We start from the raw sequence: 15,009 nt of genomic DNA, 5'->3' as shown, positions 1-15,009 counted from the left end.
TATTCAATATGCTCTCATTTTTATTAAAGCACGTTATGAAAAAAAGGAAAAGACATTTAGTCCTTTCCTCCTGTTTTTTATAGGTCTTTATATATAGGTTCAGCATTTTTTAATTTTTCAACCTTTTCTTCAGAACCATCACTGGCATTTATATACATTCTAAATGTGTCATTTTCAATTGTTCCGAGCATTTCATAGCATAACACTTCTTGGCCAAGTTCATTTGTAATCAAAGCAAGCCTTGTTTCTCTTACTTGTACATTTTTATTTAATTTCGATTTCGCTTCTGCCTCAGTAATGGCCGGCTTAGGAATATTTCTTTTTCTGTGGGATGTTAGGAAGTCCCTTGCTGAAAAGCCGACAACCTCACCGTCATCCAAAGCCACTTTCATGCGAATTGCTTCTGGGTACATCCGGATTTTATTTTCAACAGGCACATATGAAAATACGCCGATTTTATCATATTGGGCACTTTCATCAATTTCCAAATCATCTGTTTCAAATCCGTTTTTCTTTAAAAAGGCGAGCGCGCGGTTCGATCCGTCATTCAAACTGAATTTCTGATTCTTCACTTTTCTGTTTTGGATCAAATATACCGGATGCCCGCCCTTTCTCGTAATATCCATATAAATCGCTGCTTTATGGTCTGGGTCTTTCATGCTGACGCTATATACGTCGCGGTTTGTTTTTTTTCCGCTTTTCACCACTTTAATTGAATAATTGTCATCCGGGGCAAAACGCTCAGCAATTTGTTTTGCTTCCTGTTCGGAAATTTGTTTTCCTTTCAGATGGCTGAAGCCCTTCTCTTCTTTTTTGGTGCTGGTGAAACTCGGGCCAAGGTCTGTTCCGGTGGAGAATGCACCGACATTTTTTTCGACGGTTTTAAAGCTGTTGATAATCGTATTATCGCTTTGTTTTTCGTCAGAAGCCAGTGCCATCTCTACGTCCATCCAGCGAAGGTTTTTGCTCATAACAAGGTGCTGAACATGACGCAATTCATTTTGTATATCTTCGGATTGCTGATATAGCTTATTTAGTGATGTATACTCTTTTTTATCTAACGGCTTTTGCTCCAAATCTCTGACTGACGTTTTATAACTGAAATCGCCGATCTTTGATAATAACTCTTCTGTTTTGTTAAACGGCATTAATGTAAGCGGCAGCTGACTGACACTGTTATGGGCTTCAGATGTAATCCTCCACACATCTACCAATGCAGGTGAAAGTGATTTTTGGCTGTTCATGGCGAGTGTTGTTCCGATTTTATCGTGAAGCTGATCCATCTGATAGGTAAGTTCATGGAACGCCCGCTGGTAGTTATTTTCAGCATGAAGAAGAACTGCGTCTTTTTCCTGGTGCTCTTTGTATCCCCAGTAGCTTGTACCGACAATTGCAATACCGAGCAACGCGATTAAAATACCTCTGATCATTTATCACACCTCATTTTTATGCTTTCTTATATCCTGCTACTCACAGAAAATGTGTTTTCCGATTCTCTTGATCTGCGGGCGTCCCCAAATCCATGCGCTGGTCGCTGTATCCGGGTTAAAGTAGTACAGTGCTTCCTCGGTTGGATCCCAGCCATTAATGGCATCCAGCACTGCTTCTCTTGCCGTTTCATTCGGCTGCATATAAATTTGCCCGTCAGCCACCGCTGTAAAAGCAAGCGGTTCAAAAATAATACCAGCTACTGAATTGGGAAATAACGGACTGTTCAAACGGTTCAAAATAACTGCCGCGACGGCAACCTGACCCTCGTACGGTTCTCCCCGTGCTTCCCCGTAAACAGCTTGAGAAAGCAGCCGAATATCATTGTTGGAAAATCCACCAGGCATGTTAGCTGCGACCGCGTCCTGTTTTCTTGTTTTTGCAGGTGTGTTGTTTTGCTGTTTATCCGCTTTAGGCTGCTGCGTTGTTTTTTCCGCAGGCTGTTTCTGCCGCGCTTCTGCTTGCTGTCTTGCTTTTTGTGTTGCTGCTTTTGACGGTTTCGTCTGATACTTCAGCGGAATTTTTCCGTAATGCGTGAACGTATTCCCTTTTTGAAGCTGTTCCATGACGTATTCACGATAGTATTTAGATTTAGATATTAAGGTTTGCTTTGTTTTAGCCCCTACAAGGCCGTCAACCTCTTTTAACCCGAATTGATCCTGAAAATTCCGAACAGCCCAGTACGTTCCCCATCCATAAACCCCGTCAATTTTTCCGTTATAGTATCCATTATATTGAAGGCGTGCTTGGAGTTCGATCACATCGTCTCCTGTAGCCCCTCTTTGAATGACCTGATTGGAAAAGGCAGAGATGGTTTCAGTATTGATAAACGTCGTTATTGTAAAGGAAAAAAGGATGAGACATGCCATAATCGTTCCTTTGGACTTCATCTTTTCAAGCCTCCTACAGCAAATTTTTGAGTGTAATCGTATTTTCTGTAACGAGGTTATTTTTATACACTCTTTCCTTGTTATCCCTCAGAACATAAATCTCATTTGATAAATCGGCACACAAAAAAGCCGCACGGTTCTGTGCGGCTTCTATACTTGCATCATATTGACGGAACGGGCTTTTTTCGCTTTGCGCAAACCAAACCACCATAAAAACAACATAAATGGAAACATATAATAAATCCAATTGCTGAGTGCTGTCAGAATAAAATCATACGATCCATGCAAAAGTGACGGAACAGCTAAAGAAAGAATAAGCCACTTCACACGCGCCTTATGAGCGGAAAAACGGGCTTTCCCAAGGTAAAATCCCATAATAACACCTATCAAGGCATGGCATGAAACTGGAAGCAGCGCCCTGACAAACGCATGCTCCACACCGTGGCCGATTAAGTAAAGAATATTTTCGAGAGTTGCAAAACCGAGCGATACACTGGCCCCGTACACAATCCCGTCATAATGCTCATCAAAGTGGGCGTGCGGGTATACACTGACCATCAGAATAAACCATTTCAGTGATTCCTCCAAAAACCCTGAAGTCAAAAAAGAAACGAAAAAGCTTCCGCCTCCCACATTCTCTTTTTCAAGCACGTACTGGATAAACATTGTGGGAAATACAAGAACAACTCCCAGAAAAAACGACCGAAGCACCATATGTACAGGTTCATTATCATACTGATCTTTTAAATAAAAATAACTTAACAGCGCGATGCCGGGAGCGATTCCAGCAGAGATGATTGCAAACATCAGGCAACCTCTTTCCTTTATATTCCTAAGTCTATCCTACCATGTTGTTTATGATCTTACATCTGTCTGAACTTAAAAAAACAAAAAGAGCATATGAATTCTTCATATGCTCCCCTTCTTTAATAATTTTCTCTTTTGGCGATTTCCGCTGCGATATGCCCCCCGTGAAATCTGCCGTTTTCAATAAATATTTCATTTGCATTGTTCCCGGCAACAATGACCCCGGCAATAAAAATGCCTTCAACGTTTGTTTCCATCGTTTCTTCATTAAAAAATGGACGTCCTGTTTCTTGATCAATTTTAACACCCATTTTTTCAAGAAATTGATGATCGGGATGATAGCCTGTCATGGCAAATACAAAATCATTTTTAATGGTAATGAGTTCCTTCTCGCCGGAGCGGAATACCACTTCATCCTCGGTGATTTTTTCGACACAAGCCCCAAATTCCATGCGGATTGTCCCGTTTCTGACGAGCGACTCAAATTCAGGCAGGATCCACGGCTTAATGCTTGGCGAATACTCATTGCCCCTGTATAAGACTGTGACACGCGCTCCAGATTTCACGAGTTCAAGCGCAGCGTCTACGCTTGAATTTTTGCCGCCGATGACGACAACATCTTTATCAAAGTACGGATGGCCTTCTTTAAAATAATGGAATACTTTTGGCAAATCCTCACCGGGTACGTTCATATAGTTTGGATGATCATAATAGCCTGTTGCAATAATACAATACGGTGTCGTGTAAGTCCCTTTTGACGTCTCTATAACAAATGAATTGTTTTCCGCTTTCGTGACTCTATGCACCATTTCAAACGCATTGACACGGATGTTTTTCCGTTTGACAACTTCCCGGTAATACGACAAAGCCTGAATTCTGACAGGTTTTCTGTTTTCCGTAATAAATGCCACGTCTCCAATTTCAAGCTTTTCACTTGAGCTGAAAAAGGTTTGATGCGTCGGATAATTGTAAATGCTGTTAACGACATTGCCTTTTTCAATGACGAGGGCATCAATGCCAATTTGTTTTAGGTGAATGGCAGCAGATAGTCCACAAGGTCCTCCGCCAATAATTATTGCTTTTTCTTGAATCATTTCCGTCAACTCCTGCGATTGGCATTTCACTTCATATTTTTATATATCCGAATAAAAAAATCTCCTATTTTATCATAGGAGATTTTTTATTTTTATGCAAATTATCAACTTATATCCAGCCTCTAAAGCGCGAAGCTTCAGCCATTTTGCGAACACCGACCATATAAGCAGCGAGCCTCATGTCAATTCTTCGGTTTTTAGCCATTTCATAAATATTGTTAAATGATTTGATCATCATTTTTTCTAATTTCTCTTCTACCTCTTCTTCACTCCAGTAGAAGCCTTGGTTATTCTGAACCCATTCAAAATATGAAACCGTTACGCCACCGGCGCTTGCCAGTACGTCTGGCACAAGCAGAATGTCCCGGTCTGAAAGAATTTTTGTTCCTTCAAGCGTTGTTGGCCCGTTTGCCGCTTCAACGACAATTCCAGCCCGGATATTATGGGCATTTTCTTCTGTAATTTGATTTTCAATTGCGGCAGGAACAAGGATATCACAATCCAGCTCCAGCAGCTCCTGGTTCGTAATAGTATCGTTGAAAAGCTTTGTTACGGTACCGAAGCTGTCGCGGCGGTCGAGTAAGTAATCGATATCGAGACCTTCCGGATCATAAAGTCCGCCATACGCATCTGAGATGCCGACAACCTTTGCTCCCGCATCATGCATAAATTTAGCTAAATAGCTTCCCGCGTTTCCGAAGCCTTGAACAACGACACGCGCACCATTAATATCGATGCCTTTTTTCTTTGCCGCTTCTTTAATACAGATCGTTACGCCTTTTGCTGTCGCAGATTCTCTCCCGTGAGATCCGCCAAGCACAAGCGGCTTGCCCGTAATAAATCCAGGCGAATTAAATTCATCAATTCTTGAATACTCATCCATCATCCAAGCCATGATTTGTGAGTTTGTAAATACATCCGGTGCCGGCACGTCTTTTGTCGGGCCGACAATTTGGCTGATTGCTCTGACATACCCTCTGCTCAGACGCTCCAGCTCTCTAAACGACATATCCCTTGGATCACAAACAATTCCGCCTTTACCACCGCCATATGGAAGATCAATTATGCCGCATTTTAAACTCATCCAAATAGAAAGCGCCTTCACCTCTTTTTCTGTTACGTTCGGGTGAAAACGTATCCCGCCCTTCGTCGGACCGACAGAGTCATTGTGCTGCGCACGATAACCTGTAAAAATCTGTACTGAACCGTCGTCCATACGAACAGGTATTTTTACCGTTAATAATCGCATCGGCTCCTTTAACAGTTCGTAGACTTCTTCGGGATATCCCAATTTTTCCAGAGCCTTATGTATTACGGTTTGGGTTGATTTTAATACATCAAGTTTGTCCTCTTCTGTATGACCGGTGTTTCGATCGGCTGCCATTTGAGTTAACCTCCTAGAATCTTCTGTTTCTCACATGCTCCCTTTCAGAGAATAGTATACACCTTCATATGATCTATGCATAGAATAAACGTTATGTTTTTCCATGTTTTTTAACTCAAAAAAAACTGCTGTGAAATCAGCAGTTTTCCGTTGCATTTTTATAAAAAATGAGTCTGTATCGTCTCAACAGCATTATCGTCCATAATAAGCTTACCATACTCTTGCAAGCGATAAATCGTTAAAGTTGTCGGATTGCCGTATTCAGCCAGAACCGACACAACTCCCTCAGCCGTATGTGACCCCAGGTCTTCAAGGCTTAAAAAGTACTGTCCCTCATAGTGGTAGACAGTCCCCCCTGTGATACCGATTCGCTGTAAGCTTTCTGAAAGCTGAATGATATCTTCAAAGGAATGGAATTGATAAATGATGTCCGCGCTTTCATCAAGCTTGACTTGCATTTCGATGTAATCATCATCATACTCATCGTCTTCGGAATCTGCTTCTTGGTTCTTTGTTACGATCACAACCATCCCTTGTGCTTGGAGAGAATACACTTCCACTGCAATCGGTCCATTCGCTTCAAAGCCGAGCTCTGTATTAGCTTCATTCATCATATCTTTAAATAACTGGTGGACTTTAAATGAGTCCTTCCAGAGGTCTTCTTTTGTCAATCCCCGGTCTGTCAAATCATCGAGGGTTAAAAAGATTTTAATCTTATTATAATTCAGACGCTCAAGCCGCATAACGTTCCCTCCTGCCTCTACTTGCACACAAATCATATAACACATTATATGAGATGATGAGTCATAGGTTCTTAATTGTTATCAGTTTACACTGTGTTCACTAGTAAGACAAGCACAATGCAGTTTTTATTGCCTTATGGATTTTTGCTTTTGAGAAGTTATTCTGGCGCGCAAAAAGTTACAATATGTGTTTCCGGCTCAGCACCTAAACGAAAAGGCACTTTTGTCGTGCCATATCCGTTGCTGATCAGATACGCCGCATGTTTTACAATACCTGTTTTTCCAAGCTCATACGGGCCGAATTTCCCAAACCTGATCTGACCGCCATGGGTATGCCCGCTGAATATCGCATCAATACCGTCGGTTTCATTGATTTGTTCGTGGATTTCCGGGTTATGGCAAACCAGAATATTCAGCTGGCTTTTGTCGAGCTCTTTAATGGCTTCCTCATAATGATCCATCTCCATCTTGATATCATCAACTCCCGCAATCGCAATCGTATGCCCATTGTGCGAAAACGAAACTGATTCATTCCTCAGGCTGATGACCCCGTACGCTTTGAATATGGAGTACAGCTTATTCTGTCTGACTTCATAATCGTTATTTCCCCACACAAACACGACAGGGACCCCAATATTTGAGAGCCGTTTGATGTTTTCCTCGATTCTCGTACTGGGCACCCCGCCCTCGGCTAAATCACCGCCGATGATAACCAGGTGAGGGGCATGACTACGCGCTTTTTGTAAAAGGTCTTGATCGATGGAACGTTTATGAATGTCCGAAATAAAAAAGATTGTAAGAGGCAATTTGCCCTTCATTTTTGATAAAAGAAACGTATGTGTTTTCAAATGGTTGCCTTTTGCTGTTGAATACATTTTTGCCGTCATAGCCGCTGCGGCAACAGTTAGCACACTGGCAATTTTCACTGATAGCTTCATAAAAACTCTCCATTCTTTTTAGAACTTATCAATAAGACGGACAATAAAAAAAGACGTTTCTATCGTTTGAAAAACGCCCCATTTTATTTACTTTCAAAATATAGATTAATATCATATTTGTGCTTCATCATTTGAAAAACAGACTCTCTCGCCTTCCATTTATCCGGCTGCGGCCAAAGATCAGTGCTCTTCTGAATAATTTCGCATCTCAGTTTATGGAAATCGCCCTCAGCTTTATCTTCCTTTTTCTTAAAATAATATGAAGTGCAGTATGCAAAAGCGGTGGCCATCATCCAAAATAAATAAAAGGTACGGCTTAGCATTTCTTGAAGAACGAGTTGAGGCGCCGGGCTTTTGATCATGATCATAAGACATAATAGGCCCAAGCAAATGAGTGAAGCCCATCGCCATCTGCGGCATTGCGCTGCATAATTTTCAAATTTTTGTTTTCGTTTCACCAGCGCTTGGAGCATCTGTTTGGTCGGCGCATCTGTAAACTGATCGAGCTGATTCCATAAGGATTCCATACGCTTCACACCTTGTCCATTTTCATTGCTACAATATATGAGCGTTAATTAAAAAAAATGCCCTATTCATCCATCAAGGGGGATGTCCAAAACTTGTCCGGTGTATACATCATTTCCATTCAAATGATTATACGCACGGATTTTTTCTTCTCCCGACCGGCTTTTATAATATTTCATGGAAATGCGGTACAGCGTTTCTTTCTTTTGGACGGTGTGCTTAACTACGCGTTTCGTTTGAACTGGTTCTGCCGGCTGCTGTTCTTTTTGGGCTGCTGTTTGTTGAGAAGAGGAAGCAGCCGCGGCGGTTGCTTCCTCCTTATTTTCTGAGTCTTCTGTTTCCGCTAAAGCAGGCTGTTTTTTATCAGTTGTTGTTTTTGCCGGCTCTTTAGCCTTTGTATTCTCAGACTTTTTTTTGGACGCTTGCTGCAGTGCAGTCTCTTTGGTGTCGTCTTCTTTGGTGTCTTTTTTACCCTCTGATTTCGGTACAACCTCATATTTGCTTTGGCTGCTGTCAATAAAAACATCTTCATAATCGTCACGGTGATCCGGGTGGTTTTTTAGATAAAATAAACTGACTAAAACGATAACCGGCACAAATACAAATAACACAGCGAGCACAGTGAATAATGGCGTTTTTGTTTTACCTTGCTTTTTTTTCTGTTCTCTTTGATTTTTTACAGATTGTCTTGTCGGAAGGCTTTCTCCATCATCATCGAAATATTCGTCCGTGAAGGCGGCGTTTTGATCTTCATAAAGATTCTGGTTTTTTCTTCGCTCTACTCTCGACATGTTCGTCATGTTTATCCCTCCTCACATGTTCAAAACGAATCTGACAGGCAAACACGGCATCAATGATAAAATGCGCCGTCATCGGAACAAATAAGTTACCGGTCCATTCATACATCAGTCCGAGCAAAAAGCTGATTGCTGTCACCATGATAAATAACAGCCATTTTGACAAATACCGAAAATGAAGAACGGCAAATACAAGGCTGGCCGCCCATAAACCGATATGAGTCTGCAGCACTCCTCTGAATAACATTTCTTCCGCGAAAGCAATCAGAAGCGTTAAAAATATAATATGAGGGATTGACCTCTTACTGAATATTTTTTTATTGATTCCCCCGTCATCATATAGATGGGGCGGGCACCATTTCATCACTGCCATATCGGCTAAAATCACAATAACAGCAATAGAAACACCGTACCATATGATTCGCATATCGCTAATATCCCAGAGTTTTAGTACGTCTCTGACATCCTTAAAAAAGAACAATCCTGCTGCAGCTGCGGCGATGAGGATCAAAAGCTGCGTCAAATATAACTGCTTCAGCATATCACGGTCTGACATTTGCTGAATGAAATCCTTTTGCTGTTTCAGTCCAGTTCACCTACAGTCTGCAAGCTGAATATTCGGTGCAATTCCGAACTCCAGCTGTCTAATGAAGCCTTTTTATTCCGTTCTTCTTTTTGTTCATACAAGGATAGATCGAAACCGCAATGAGAACAGCACGGGAGGTTTCCGTCCTCAGGATCGTATGATTCATCAAAATAGGTTAACAGCGATTGTCTTATACAGCCATCACGCTGAAGCAGCAAAGATACACGGCGAACTTTTTCCAGCTTAAGTTCCATACGATGAGAAATCTCCCGCTTCACCAGTTCAATTGATGTTTTGCCCTGCATGAAGAGATGTATTATCATACGGCCTTGGGTCTCTCCGATATCATATTGCATTAATAAGTCACGCAGCCTTCTCTCATCCCGCTCCTCCGTCTCCTCAAGCACACGGATCACATTGGCGATTTCTTCAGCTGTAACACTCTCCATTTGGATAATCTGCTCCTGAAGTTCAAAATCCCCTGGCGCCCGCAGCAAAATGCTGACACTCGGTTTTCCATCGCGTCCCGCTCTGCCGATTTCCTGCATAAAAGCTTCAGCCGTTTGCGGGAGGTGAAAATGGATCACATATCTGATATCAGGTTTATCGACACCCATTCCAAACGCATTCGTACAACATATCACATCAAGCTGGTTATGAATAAACTGCTGCTGAATTAAAATCCTGTCGCCAGATTCCATACCGCCATGGTAAAAGTCGGCTCTGCTGCTCGTTTTGCTTTTAATTTCACCCGCTAATTCCTCAGCCCATTTCCTTGTCGGACAATAAACAATTCCCGGACCTTGCAGGTTTTCAACCAGCTGAATGACCCTATCTATTTTTTCGACAGTATCAGCCGCATGTTCAACCCTGAGCGCGATATTTGGACGATTGACTGAGTTGAGATGCCGTTCGGCATGCTGCAGCTCAAGCAGGTCCGTGACATCTTGCAGCGTAGCCTTTGTAGCTGTAGCGGTCAATGCCAGAACCGGCGGGTGCCCAAGTTTTTTTCTCAGCTGTCCAAGCTTTGAATAGTCAGGCCTGAAGTCATGCCCCCATTCAGATATACAATGCGCCTCATCAATAACAAATAGGCTGATCGAGACGCTTTTCAATTTTTCCAATACATATGGGGACTGCAAAGCCTCAGGAGACAAGTACAAAAATTTATAGCGATGAATATGATCTAAAACGAATTGTCTCTGCTGCATGCTAAGCATGCTGTTCAAAGCTGCCGCACGCTTTTCACCCCGCGCCTTCAGCTGCTGTACCTGATCCTCCATTAAGGAAAGCAATGGAGAAACGATTAATACCATGCCGTCAAGCATATAACCAGGCAGCTGGTAGCAAAGCGATTTTCCTCCCCCAGTCGGGAGCATCGCAATGGTATCCTTCCCGCTAAGTATGCTTCTAATAATGTCCTCCTGCCCTTTTTTAAAGGAAGTAAAACCAAAAAACTGATATAACGTTTGCTGTAATTTAGTCATATTGCTGCACCTGCTTTGTCAATGCCAATCTGATTTGAAAATAGCTGAACCGCTGTTCCATCCCGTCGCGAATTTGTTTGATTTTGTTCGTTCTCATTCGTTTGGCAAACTCTGCAATTTTGAGCTGGTCTTCCGCTGATACATAGTCATCTATCTTAAACGCAGGCTCGTGGAGAGAAATCTCGACAATATGGTCTTCGATCGTCGCTGTTTTCAGCTTTCTGATTTCTGCAATTCGCTGTATCGGGATCCCTTGTTTGACCATCTGCCATGTTTTTCTCGTTGACTCTGTCAGGGCATTCTCAACATGCACATCAGAGAGGAGGTCCTTTAACAGAGAATGTTCACACTCCGGAAGAGAATGTATAAAATAATGTACGGAAGCCCAAAACATGATATAAACATACCATTCATCTTCTTCCAGCGTGTCGGCAAGCTGTCTGCTCGTATAGCCAATCCTATCGTGCGAGGTTAAAGAGTAGACAAAAATTTTCGCTTCTTTGTCATCAATCTTATACAAATGCTCCTCTAGCATGGCAAAAAAGCTGCGTGCCATCTCTATATGATCCGTATGGCGGGAGAGGTATTTCTTTACCCAGTGAAGCGTCTTATAATCCTTTGTGACAGGGATATACTGCCTGCTCCCTTGCAGTTTATTAGATAAGACCTGCACAAGCAGGGATAGCCTTTTCCAAAGCACACCGGCAGCCTGCTGGTAATAAGCGCCGTGGCAATGAACAGGCCAAGGCCGTTCATTGAGAGCATGACTCAATGCCGCTGCGCCGCTGGTTGTCACTTTATATGTATCTGTTTCAGCCATTGGTTCGAGATATGAATGCTGTTCGAGCTTGGTGATTGACGCTAAAATATCGCTTCTCGAACATTTCCGCGCCATTCCAAAGTATTTTGCAGTCTGAAACAAGCCGGCGTCTTGAATGGTTTGTGACGATCTTTTGCCTTTGAATAGGTGAAAAACAGAGCTTCCCGAACGTTCTCCGTTTATTTTGCAAAGGCAATCGAGAACCATAATATCGAAGTAATTTAATGACAACCTATCCACCCACATTCTTCCTGACAAAAATCGTTGATTTGCTCTTTTTATTTTAACAGATTTTAAACAGAAATCGACGTTTAAAGTCATCGTTAGGGGGGATGTTATGTAGATAACCCCTTATGTGATAAGCATTCTCAATCATTTTTCTGTTGAAATGTGGCAGCAACATCATTACAATAAGTAAGAGGAATAGGTGTTAAATTGATTAAATATAAAGATTGATCCATTTGTTCCACCAAGAACAATCTGGGAGGTTTTATTCATGGCAAAGTACACAATCGTAGACAAAGATACATGTATTGCATGCGGCGCTTGCGGAGCTGCTGCACCAGACATTTACGATTACGATGATGAAGGCATCGCGTTCGTAACGCTTGATGAAAACAAAGGCGTTGTTGAAGTTCCTGAGGTACTGGAAGAAGATATGATTGACGCATTTGAAGGATGTCCTACTGATTCCATCAAAGTGGCGGATGAGCCATTTGAAGGCGACCCGCTTAAATTTGAATAGAAGTATGGAAAAAGCTCCCCTGCGGGAGCTTTTTATATTTTAATGGATATGAGCGCTTCGCTGCTGTTCAATCCATGGCTTCAACTTGATGAAAATAAGTGAGAAAACAATCGTAATCACAATGCCTTTTATGATGTTAAACGGCAGAATACCAGCGACGACCGCTGTTTTCAGCGCGCTTTCGGATAATGCCGGCGAATGTAAAAACCACGTGTAAGCCGGAAGAATCAGTACATAATTTAAAATACTCATCAAAACGGTCATCGCTGCAGTTCCCAGAAGCAGACTGACAGCAATCCCCTTTGCTGAGCTCAGCTTTTTAAATAAGAAAGCAGTCGGCAAGATAAAGAGTGTTCCTGCGATAAAATTCGCAGTCTGCCCGACAGGAACTCCGGCCATGCTTCCCTGAATGATATATTGAAGAACGTTTTTTATCGCTTCGACGGCAATTCCCGCCAAAGGACCGTAAATCAGAATGGCAATAATAGCGGGCACGTCGCTAAAATCAATTTTCAAATAATCCGGAAGCCCCGGAAACGGGAAATTTAACAGCATCAAAACAAAAGCAATGCTGCTCAGCATACTGATCACAACTAATTTTTTCACTTTCACTTCACTCTCTCCTTTTCGATCACATCTTACTCGAAAACGGAAAGGTTCTTTTCTAGCCAATAAAAAAAACCGCTTCATCTAAAAAAAGCGGGGTTTCGAAAATTAGGCTAGGCAAAGAAACGTTTGAGAAATAAATTTCAAAACGCTTATGAACCTCCATCTTCTCCCATCCAGACTGTACTGTCGGCTCCGGAATCTCACCGAATCCTGCTGTGAAAAACAGCTCGCGGGCTTAGAGCCATCGGCTCATCACCGCCGGTAGGGAATTTCACCCTGCCCCGAAGATTGATCATATGAATTTAGTTCCATTATAAACGATAACTTGTTGCCTGTATAGAGAATTGCTTCAAATTATAAATAATACCCAAAAGCTGTGAAAATATTGATTTTCAAGCTTTCCTTTTACCCTTTACTGCGTCAATACACGTTGACACTCTATTGAGAATATGTTAAATTATCAGATATTTAGTTTGTCAATTTAGGAGGAAATCTAACGATGTTTCGAGTATTGGTCTCAGACAAAATGAGCAACGACGGCTTACAGCCACTTATTGAATCAGACTTTATTGAAATCGTTCAAAAAAACGCAGCAGATGCAGAGGATGAATTACATACTTTCGATGCTCTTTTGGTGCGAAGCGCAACAAAAGTAACAGAAGACCTTTTCAACAAAATGACTTCTTTAAAAATTGTCGGAAGAGCCGGTGTCGGTGTAGATAATATCGATATTGACGAGGCGACTAAACACGGCGTCATCGTAATTAACGCTCCAAACGGCAACACCATTTCGACAGCTGAGCATACATTTGCGATGATCTCTTCTTTAATGAGACACATTCCTCAGGCTAATATCTCCGTGAAATCCAGAGAGTGGAACCGCACGGCTTATGTCGGTTCAGAGCTTTACGGGAAAACGCTTGGGATTGTTGGATTAGGCCGAATTGGAAGCGAAATCGCACAACGTGCGAGAGCGTTCGGTATGACCGTTCACGTTTTTGATCCTTTCTTAACTGAAGATAGAGCGAAAAAAATCGGTGTAAACAGCCGTACATTTGAAGAAGTGCTTGAAAGCGCGGATATTATTACTGTTCACACGCCTTTAACAAAAGAAACAAAAGGCTTGTTGAATAAAGAAACGATTGCAAAAACGAAAAAAGGTGTTCGCTTAATTAACTGCGCGCGAGGCGGTATTATCGATGAAGCTGCACTTCTCGAAGCTTTGGAAAGCGGGCATGTTGCCGGAGCGGCGCTTGACGTTTTTGAAGTTGAACCGCCTGTTGACAATAAACTCGTTGATCATCCATTAGTCATTGCAACTCCTCACTTGGGAGCATCGACTAAAGAAGCACAGCTGAATGTCGCGGCTCAAGTGTCAGAAGAAGTTCTGCAGTTCGCAAAAGGTCTTCCTGTCATGTCAGCTATCAACCTGCCAGCCATGACAAAAGATGAATTCGCTAAGATTAAGCCTTACCATCAAATCGCAGGAAAAATTGGCAGCCTAGTATCCCAATGCATGAAAGAGCCGGTACAGGATGTTGCCATTCAGTATGAAGGCACAATTGCTAAACTTGAAACATCGTTCATTACAAAAAGCCTTCTGTCAGGCTTTTTAAAACCGCGCGTTGACTCAACTGTTAACGAAGTCAATGCCGGCGGTGTCGCAAAAGAACGCGGCATCAGCTTCAGTGAAAAAATTTCCTCTTCTGAATCTGGATACGATAACTGCATCAGCGTAAAAGTAACGGGAGACCGTAGCACCTTTACTGTGACGGCTACGTATATCCCTCATTTCGGAGAACGTATTGTCGAGATCAACGGCTTTAATATCGATTTTTATCCGACAGGTCACTTGGTATATATCCAGCATCAGGATACAACAGGTGTCATCGGCCGAGTAGGACGTATTCTCGGAGATAACGATATTAACATTGCAACCATGCAGGTTGGCCGTAAAGAAAAAGGCGGAGAAGCCATCATGATGCTTTCCTTTGACAGACATTTGGAAGATAAAATCGTGAAAGAACTAACAGAAGTTCCCGATATTGTATCTGTTAAGCTCATTGATCTTCCATAAATCAAAAAAACTCAAGCTA

Annotated in this window: 15 protein-coding genes and 1 riboswitch; of the genes, 2 read left to right on the top strand and 13 right to left on the bottom strand. The window is 42.2% G+C overall.

All coding sequences use genetic code 11. The features are described from left to right. Positions 1–77: 77 nt before the first annotated feature. The 12 genes from ypeB to ACMX2I_RS09540 all read right to left on the bottom strand — a co-directional run bounded on the left by ypeB (position 78) and on the right by ACMX2I_RS09540 (position 11,790). The gene (gene ypeB / locus ACMX2I_RS09595) at positions 78–1,430 is read right to left on the bottom strand and encodes a germination protein YpeB (protein ID WP_087990559.1); all 1,353 of its coding nucleotides are present in this window, start codon (positions 1,428–1,430) and stop codon (positions 78–80) included. A gap of 36 nt (positions 1,431–1,466) precedes the next feature. Beyond that, positions 1,467–2,378 carry a spore cortex-lytic enzyme gene (gene sleB, locus ACMX2I_RS09590; protein ID WP_333561902.1) on the bottom strand — a complete coding sequence of 304 codons (912 nt, stop codon included), beginning with the start codon at positions 2,376–2,378 and terminating at the stop codon, positions 1,467–1,469. A gap of 150 nt (positions 2,379–2,528) precedes the next feature. Beyond that, positions 2,529–3,185, bottom strand: a complete 657-nt coding sequence (prsW, locus tag ACMX2I_RS09585; protein WP_087990561.1) for a glutamic-type intramembrane protease PrsW — start codon at positions 3,183–3,185, stop codon at positions 2,529–2,531. Between the two features lie 119 nt (positions 3,186–3,304). Next, positions 3,305–4,279, bottom strand: coding sequence for a YpdA family putative bacillithiol disulfide reductase (locus ACMX2I_RS09580; RefSeq protein ID WP_333561901.1), 975 nt, complete (start codon positions 4,277–4,279; stop codon positions 3,305–3,307). A 109-nt stretch (positions 4,280–4,388) separates the two neighbouring features. Next, the gene (gene gudB / locus ACMX2I_RS09575) at positions 4,389–5,663 is read right to left on the bottom strand and encodes an NAD-specific glutamate dehydrogenase (protein ID WP_087990563.1); all 1,275 of its coding nucleotides are present in this window, start codon (positions 5,661–5,663) and stop codon (positions 4,389–4,391) included. A 158-nt stretch (positions 5,664–5,821) separates the two neighbouring features. Beyond that, positions 5,822–6,406, bottom strand: a complete 585-nt coding sequence (locus ACMX2I_RS09570; RefSeq protein ID WP_148961461.1) for a genetic competence negative regulator — start codon at positions 6,404–6,406, stop codon at positions 5,822–5,824. 158 nt (positions 6,407–6,564) lie between these two features. Next, on the bottom strand, positions 6,565–7,344 hold the full coding sequence (locus ACMX2I_RS09565; protein ID WP_414956785.1) for a metallophosphoesterase: 780 nt from the start codon (positions 7,342–7,344) through the stop codon (positions 6,565–6,567). 83 nt (positions 7,345–7,427) lie between these two features. Further along, complete coding sequence (locus tag ACMX2I_RS09560; RefSeq protein ID WP_394716070.1) at positions 7,428–7,871, bottom strand: YpbF family protein; 444 nt, start codon at positions 7,869–7,871, stop codon at positions 7,428–7,430. A 66-nt stretch (positions 7,872–7,937) separates the two neighbouring features. Next, positions 7,938–8,669 carry a LysM peptidoglycan-binding domain-containing protein gene (locus ACMX2I_RS09555; RefSeq protein ID WP_414956783.1) on the bottom strand — a complete coding sequence of 244 codons (732 nt, stop codon included), beginning with the start codon at positions 8,667–8,669 and terminating at the stop codon, positions 7,938–7,940. Further along, entirely contained in the window at positions 8,620–9,222 is a 603-nt protein-coding gene (locus tag ACMX2I_RS09550; protein WP_176365270.1) for a CPBP family intramembrane glutamic endopeptidase, read from the bottom strand. The genes ACMX2I_RS09555 and ACMX2I_RS09550 overlap by 50 nt, the downstream gene beginning before the upstream one ends. 26 nt (positions 9,223–9,248) lie before the next feature. After that, complete coding sequence (locus ACMX2I_RS09545; protein WP_414956782.1) at positions 9,249–10,739, bottom strand: RecQ family ATP-dependent DNA helicase; 1,491 nt, start codon at positions 10,737–10,739, stop codon at positions 9,249–9,251. Continuing rightward, on the bottom strand, positions 10,732–11,790 hold the full coding sequence (locus tag ACMX2I_RS09540; RefSeq protein WP_414958318.1) for a helix-turn-helix domain-containing protein: 1,059 nt from the start codon (positions 11,788–11,790) through the stop codon (positions 10,732–10,734). The genes ACMX2I_RS09545 and ACMX2I_RS09540 overlap by 8 nt, the downstream gene beginning before the upstream one ends. Positions 11,791–12,055: 265 nt before the next feature. Here ACMX2I_RS09540 and ACMX2I_RS09535 point away from each other — a divergent pair, with 265 nt between their 5' ends. Beyond that, positions 12,056–12,304: a ferredoxin gene (locus ACMX2I_RS09535; protein ID WP_003225461.1), complete on the top strand. Its 249-nt coding sequence runs from the start codon at positions 12,056–12,058 to the stop codon at positions 12,302–12,304. 39 nt (positions 12,305–12,343) lie between these two features. On the opposite strand, the gene fmnP is transcribed toward ACMX2I_RS09535, so the two are convergent. Continuing rightward, entirely contained in the window at positions 12,344–12,916 is a 573-nt protein-coding gene (gene fmnP / locus ACMX2I_RS09530; RefSeq protein WP_414956781.1) for a riboflavin transporter FmnP, read from the bottom strand. Positions 12,917–13,070: 154 nt separating this feature from the next. Continuing rightward, a riboswitch (FMN riboswitch) is annotated at positions 13,071–13,206 on the bottom strand. A 206-nt stretch (positions 13,207–13,412) separates the two neighbouring features. Here fmnP and serA point away from each other — a divergent pair. Then, positions 13,413–14,990, top strand: coding sequence for a phosphoglycerate dehydrogenase (gene serA, locus ACMX2I_RS09525; protein WP_148961456.1), 1,578 nt, complete (start codon positions 13,413–13,415; stop codon positions 14,988–14,990). Positions 14,991–15,009 lie beyond the last annotated feature (19 nt).

It is taken from the genome of Bacillus sp. SW14 (assembly GCF_047608225.1).
GTDB classification, from domain to species: Bacteria; Bacillota; Bacilli; order Bacillales; family Bacillaceae; genus Bacillus; species Bacillus subtilis_G.
The sequence above is the reverse complement of the archived record's forward strand: the minus strand, read 5'-3'. Positions and strand labels throughout refer to the sequence as shown.

Excerpts from the sequence above, each read along its gene's own strand:
- ACMX2I_RS09555 (WP_414956783.1), bottom strand. The coding sequence starts at position 8,669 with ATGACGAACATGTCGAGAGTAGAGCGAAGAAAAAACCAGAATCTTTAT.
- gudB (WP_087990563.1), bottom strand. The coding sequence starts at position 5,663 with ATGGCAGCCGATCGAAACACCGGTCATACAGAAGAGGACAAACTTGAT.
- ACMX2I_RS09535 (WP_003225461.1), top strand. The coding sequence starts at position 12,056 with ATGGCAAAGTACACAATCGTAGACAAAGATACATGTATTGCATGCGGC.
- ACMX2I_RS09565 (WP_414956785.1), bottom strand. The coding sequence starts at position 7,344 with ATGAAGCTATCAGTGAAAATTGCCAGTGTGCTAACTGTTGCCGCAGCG.
- ACMX2I_RS09545 (WP_414956782.1), bottom strand. The coding sequence starts at position 10,739 with ATGACTAAATTACAGCAAACGTTATATCAGTTTTTTGGTTTTACTTCC.
- serA (WP_148961456.1), top strand. The coding sequence starts at position 13,413 with ATGTTTCGAGTATTGGTCTCAGACAAAATGAGCAACGACGGCTTACAG.
- ACMX2I_RS09550 (WP_176365270.1), bottom strand. The coding sequence starts at position 9,222 with ATGTCAGACCGTGATATGCTGAAGCAGTTATATTTGACGCAGCTTTTG.
- prsW (WP_087990561.1), bottom strand. The coding sequence starts at position 3,185 with ATGTTTGCAATCATCTCTGCTGGAATCGCTCCCGGCATCGCGCTGTTA.
- ACMX2I_RS09560 (WP_394716070.1), bottom strand. The coding sequence starts at position 7,871 with ATGGAATCCTTATGGAATCAGCTCGATCAGTTTACAGATGCGCCGACC.
- ACMX2I_RS09580 (WP_333561901.1), bottom strand. The coding sequence starts at position 4,279 with ATGATTCAAGAAAAAGCAATAATTATTGGCGGAGGACCTTGTGGACTA.
- ypeB (WP_087990559.1), bottom strand. The coding sequence starts at position 1,430 with ATGATCAGAGGTATTTTAATCGCGTTGCTCGGTATTGCAATTGTCGGT.
- ACMX2I_RS09570 (WP_148961461.1), bottom strand. The coding sequence starts at position 6,406 with ATGCGGCTTGAGCGTCTGAATTATAATAAGATTAAAATCTTTTTAACC.
- sleB (WP_333561902.1), bottom strand. The coding sequence starts at position 2,378 with ATGAAGTCCAAAGGAACGATTATGGCATGTCTCATCCTTTTTTCCTTT.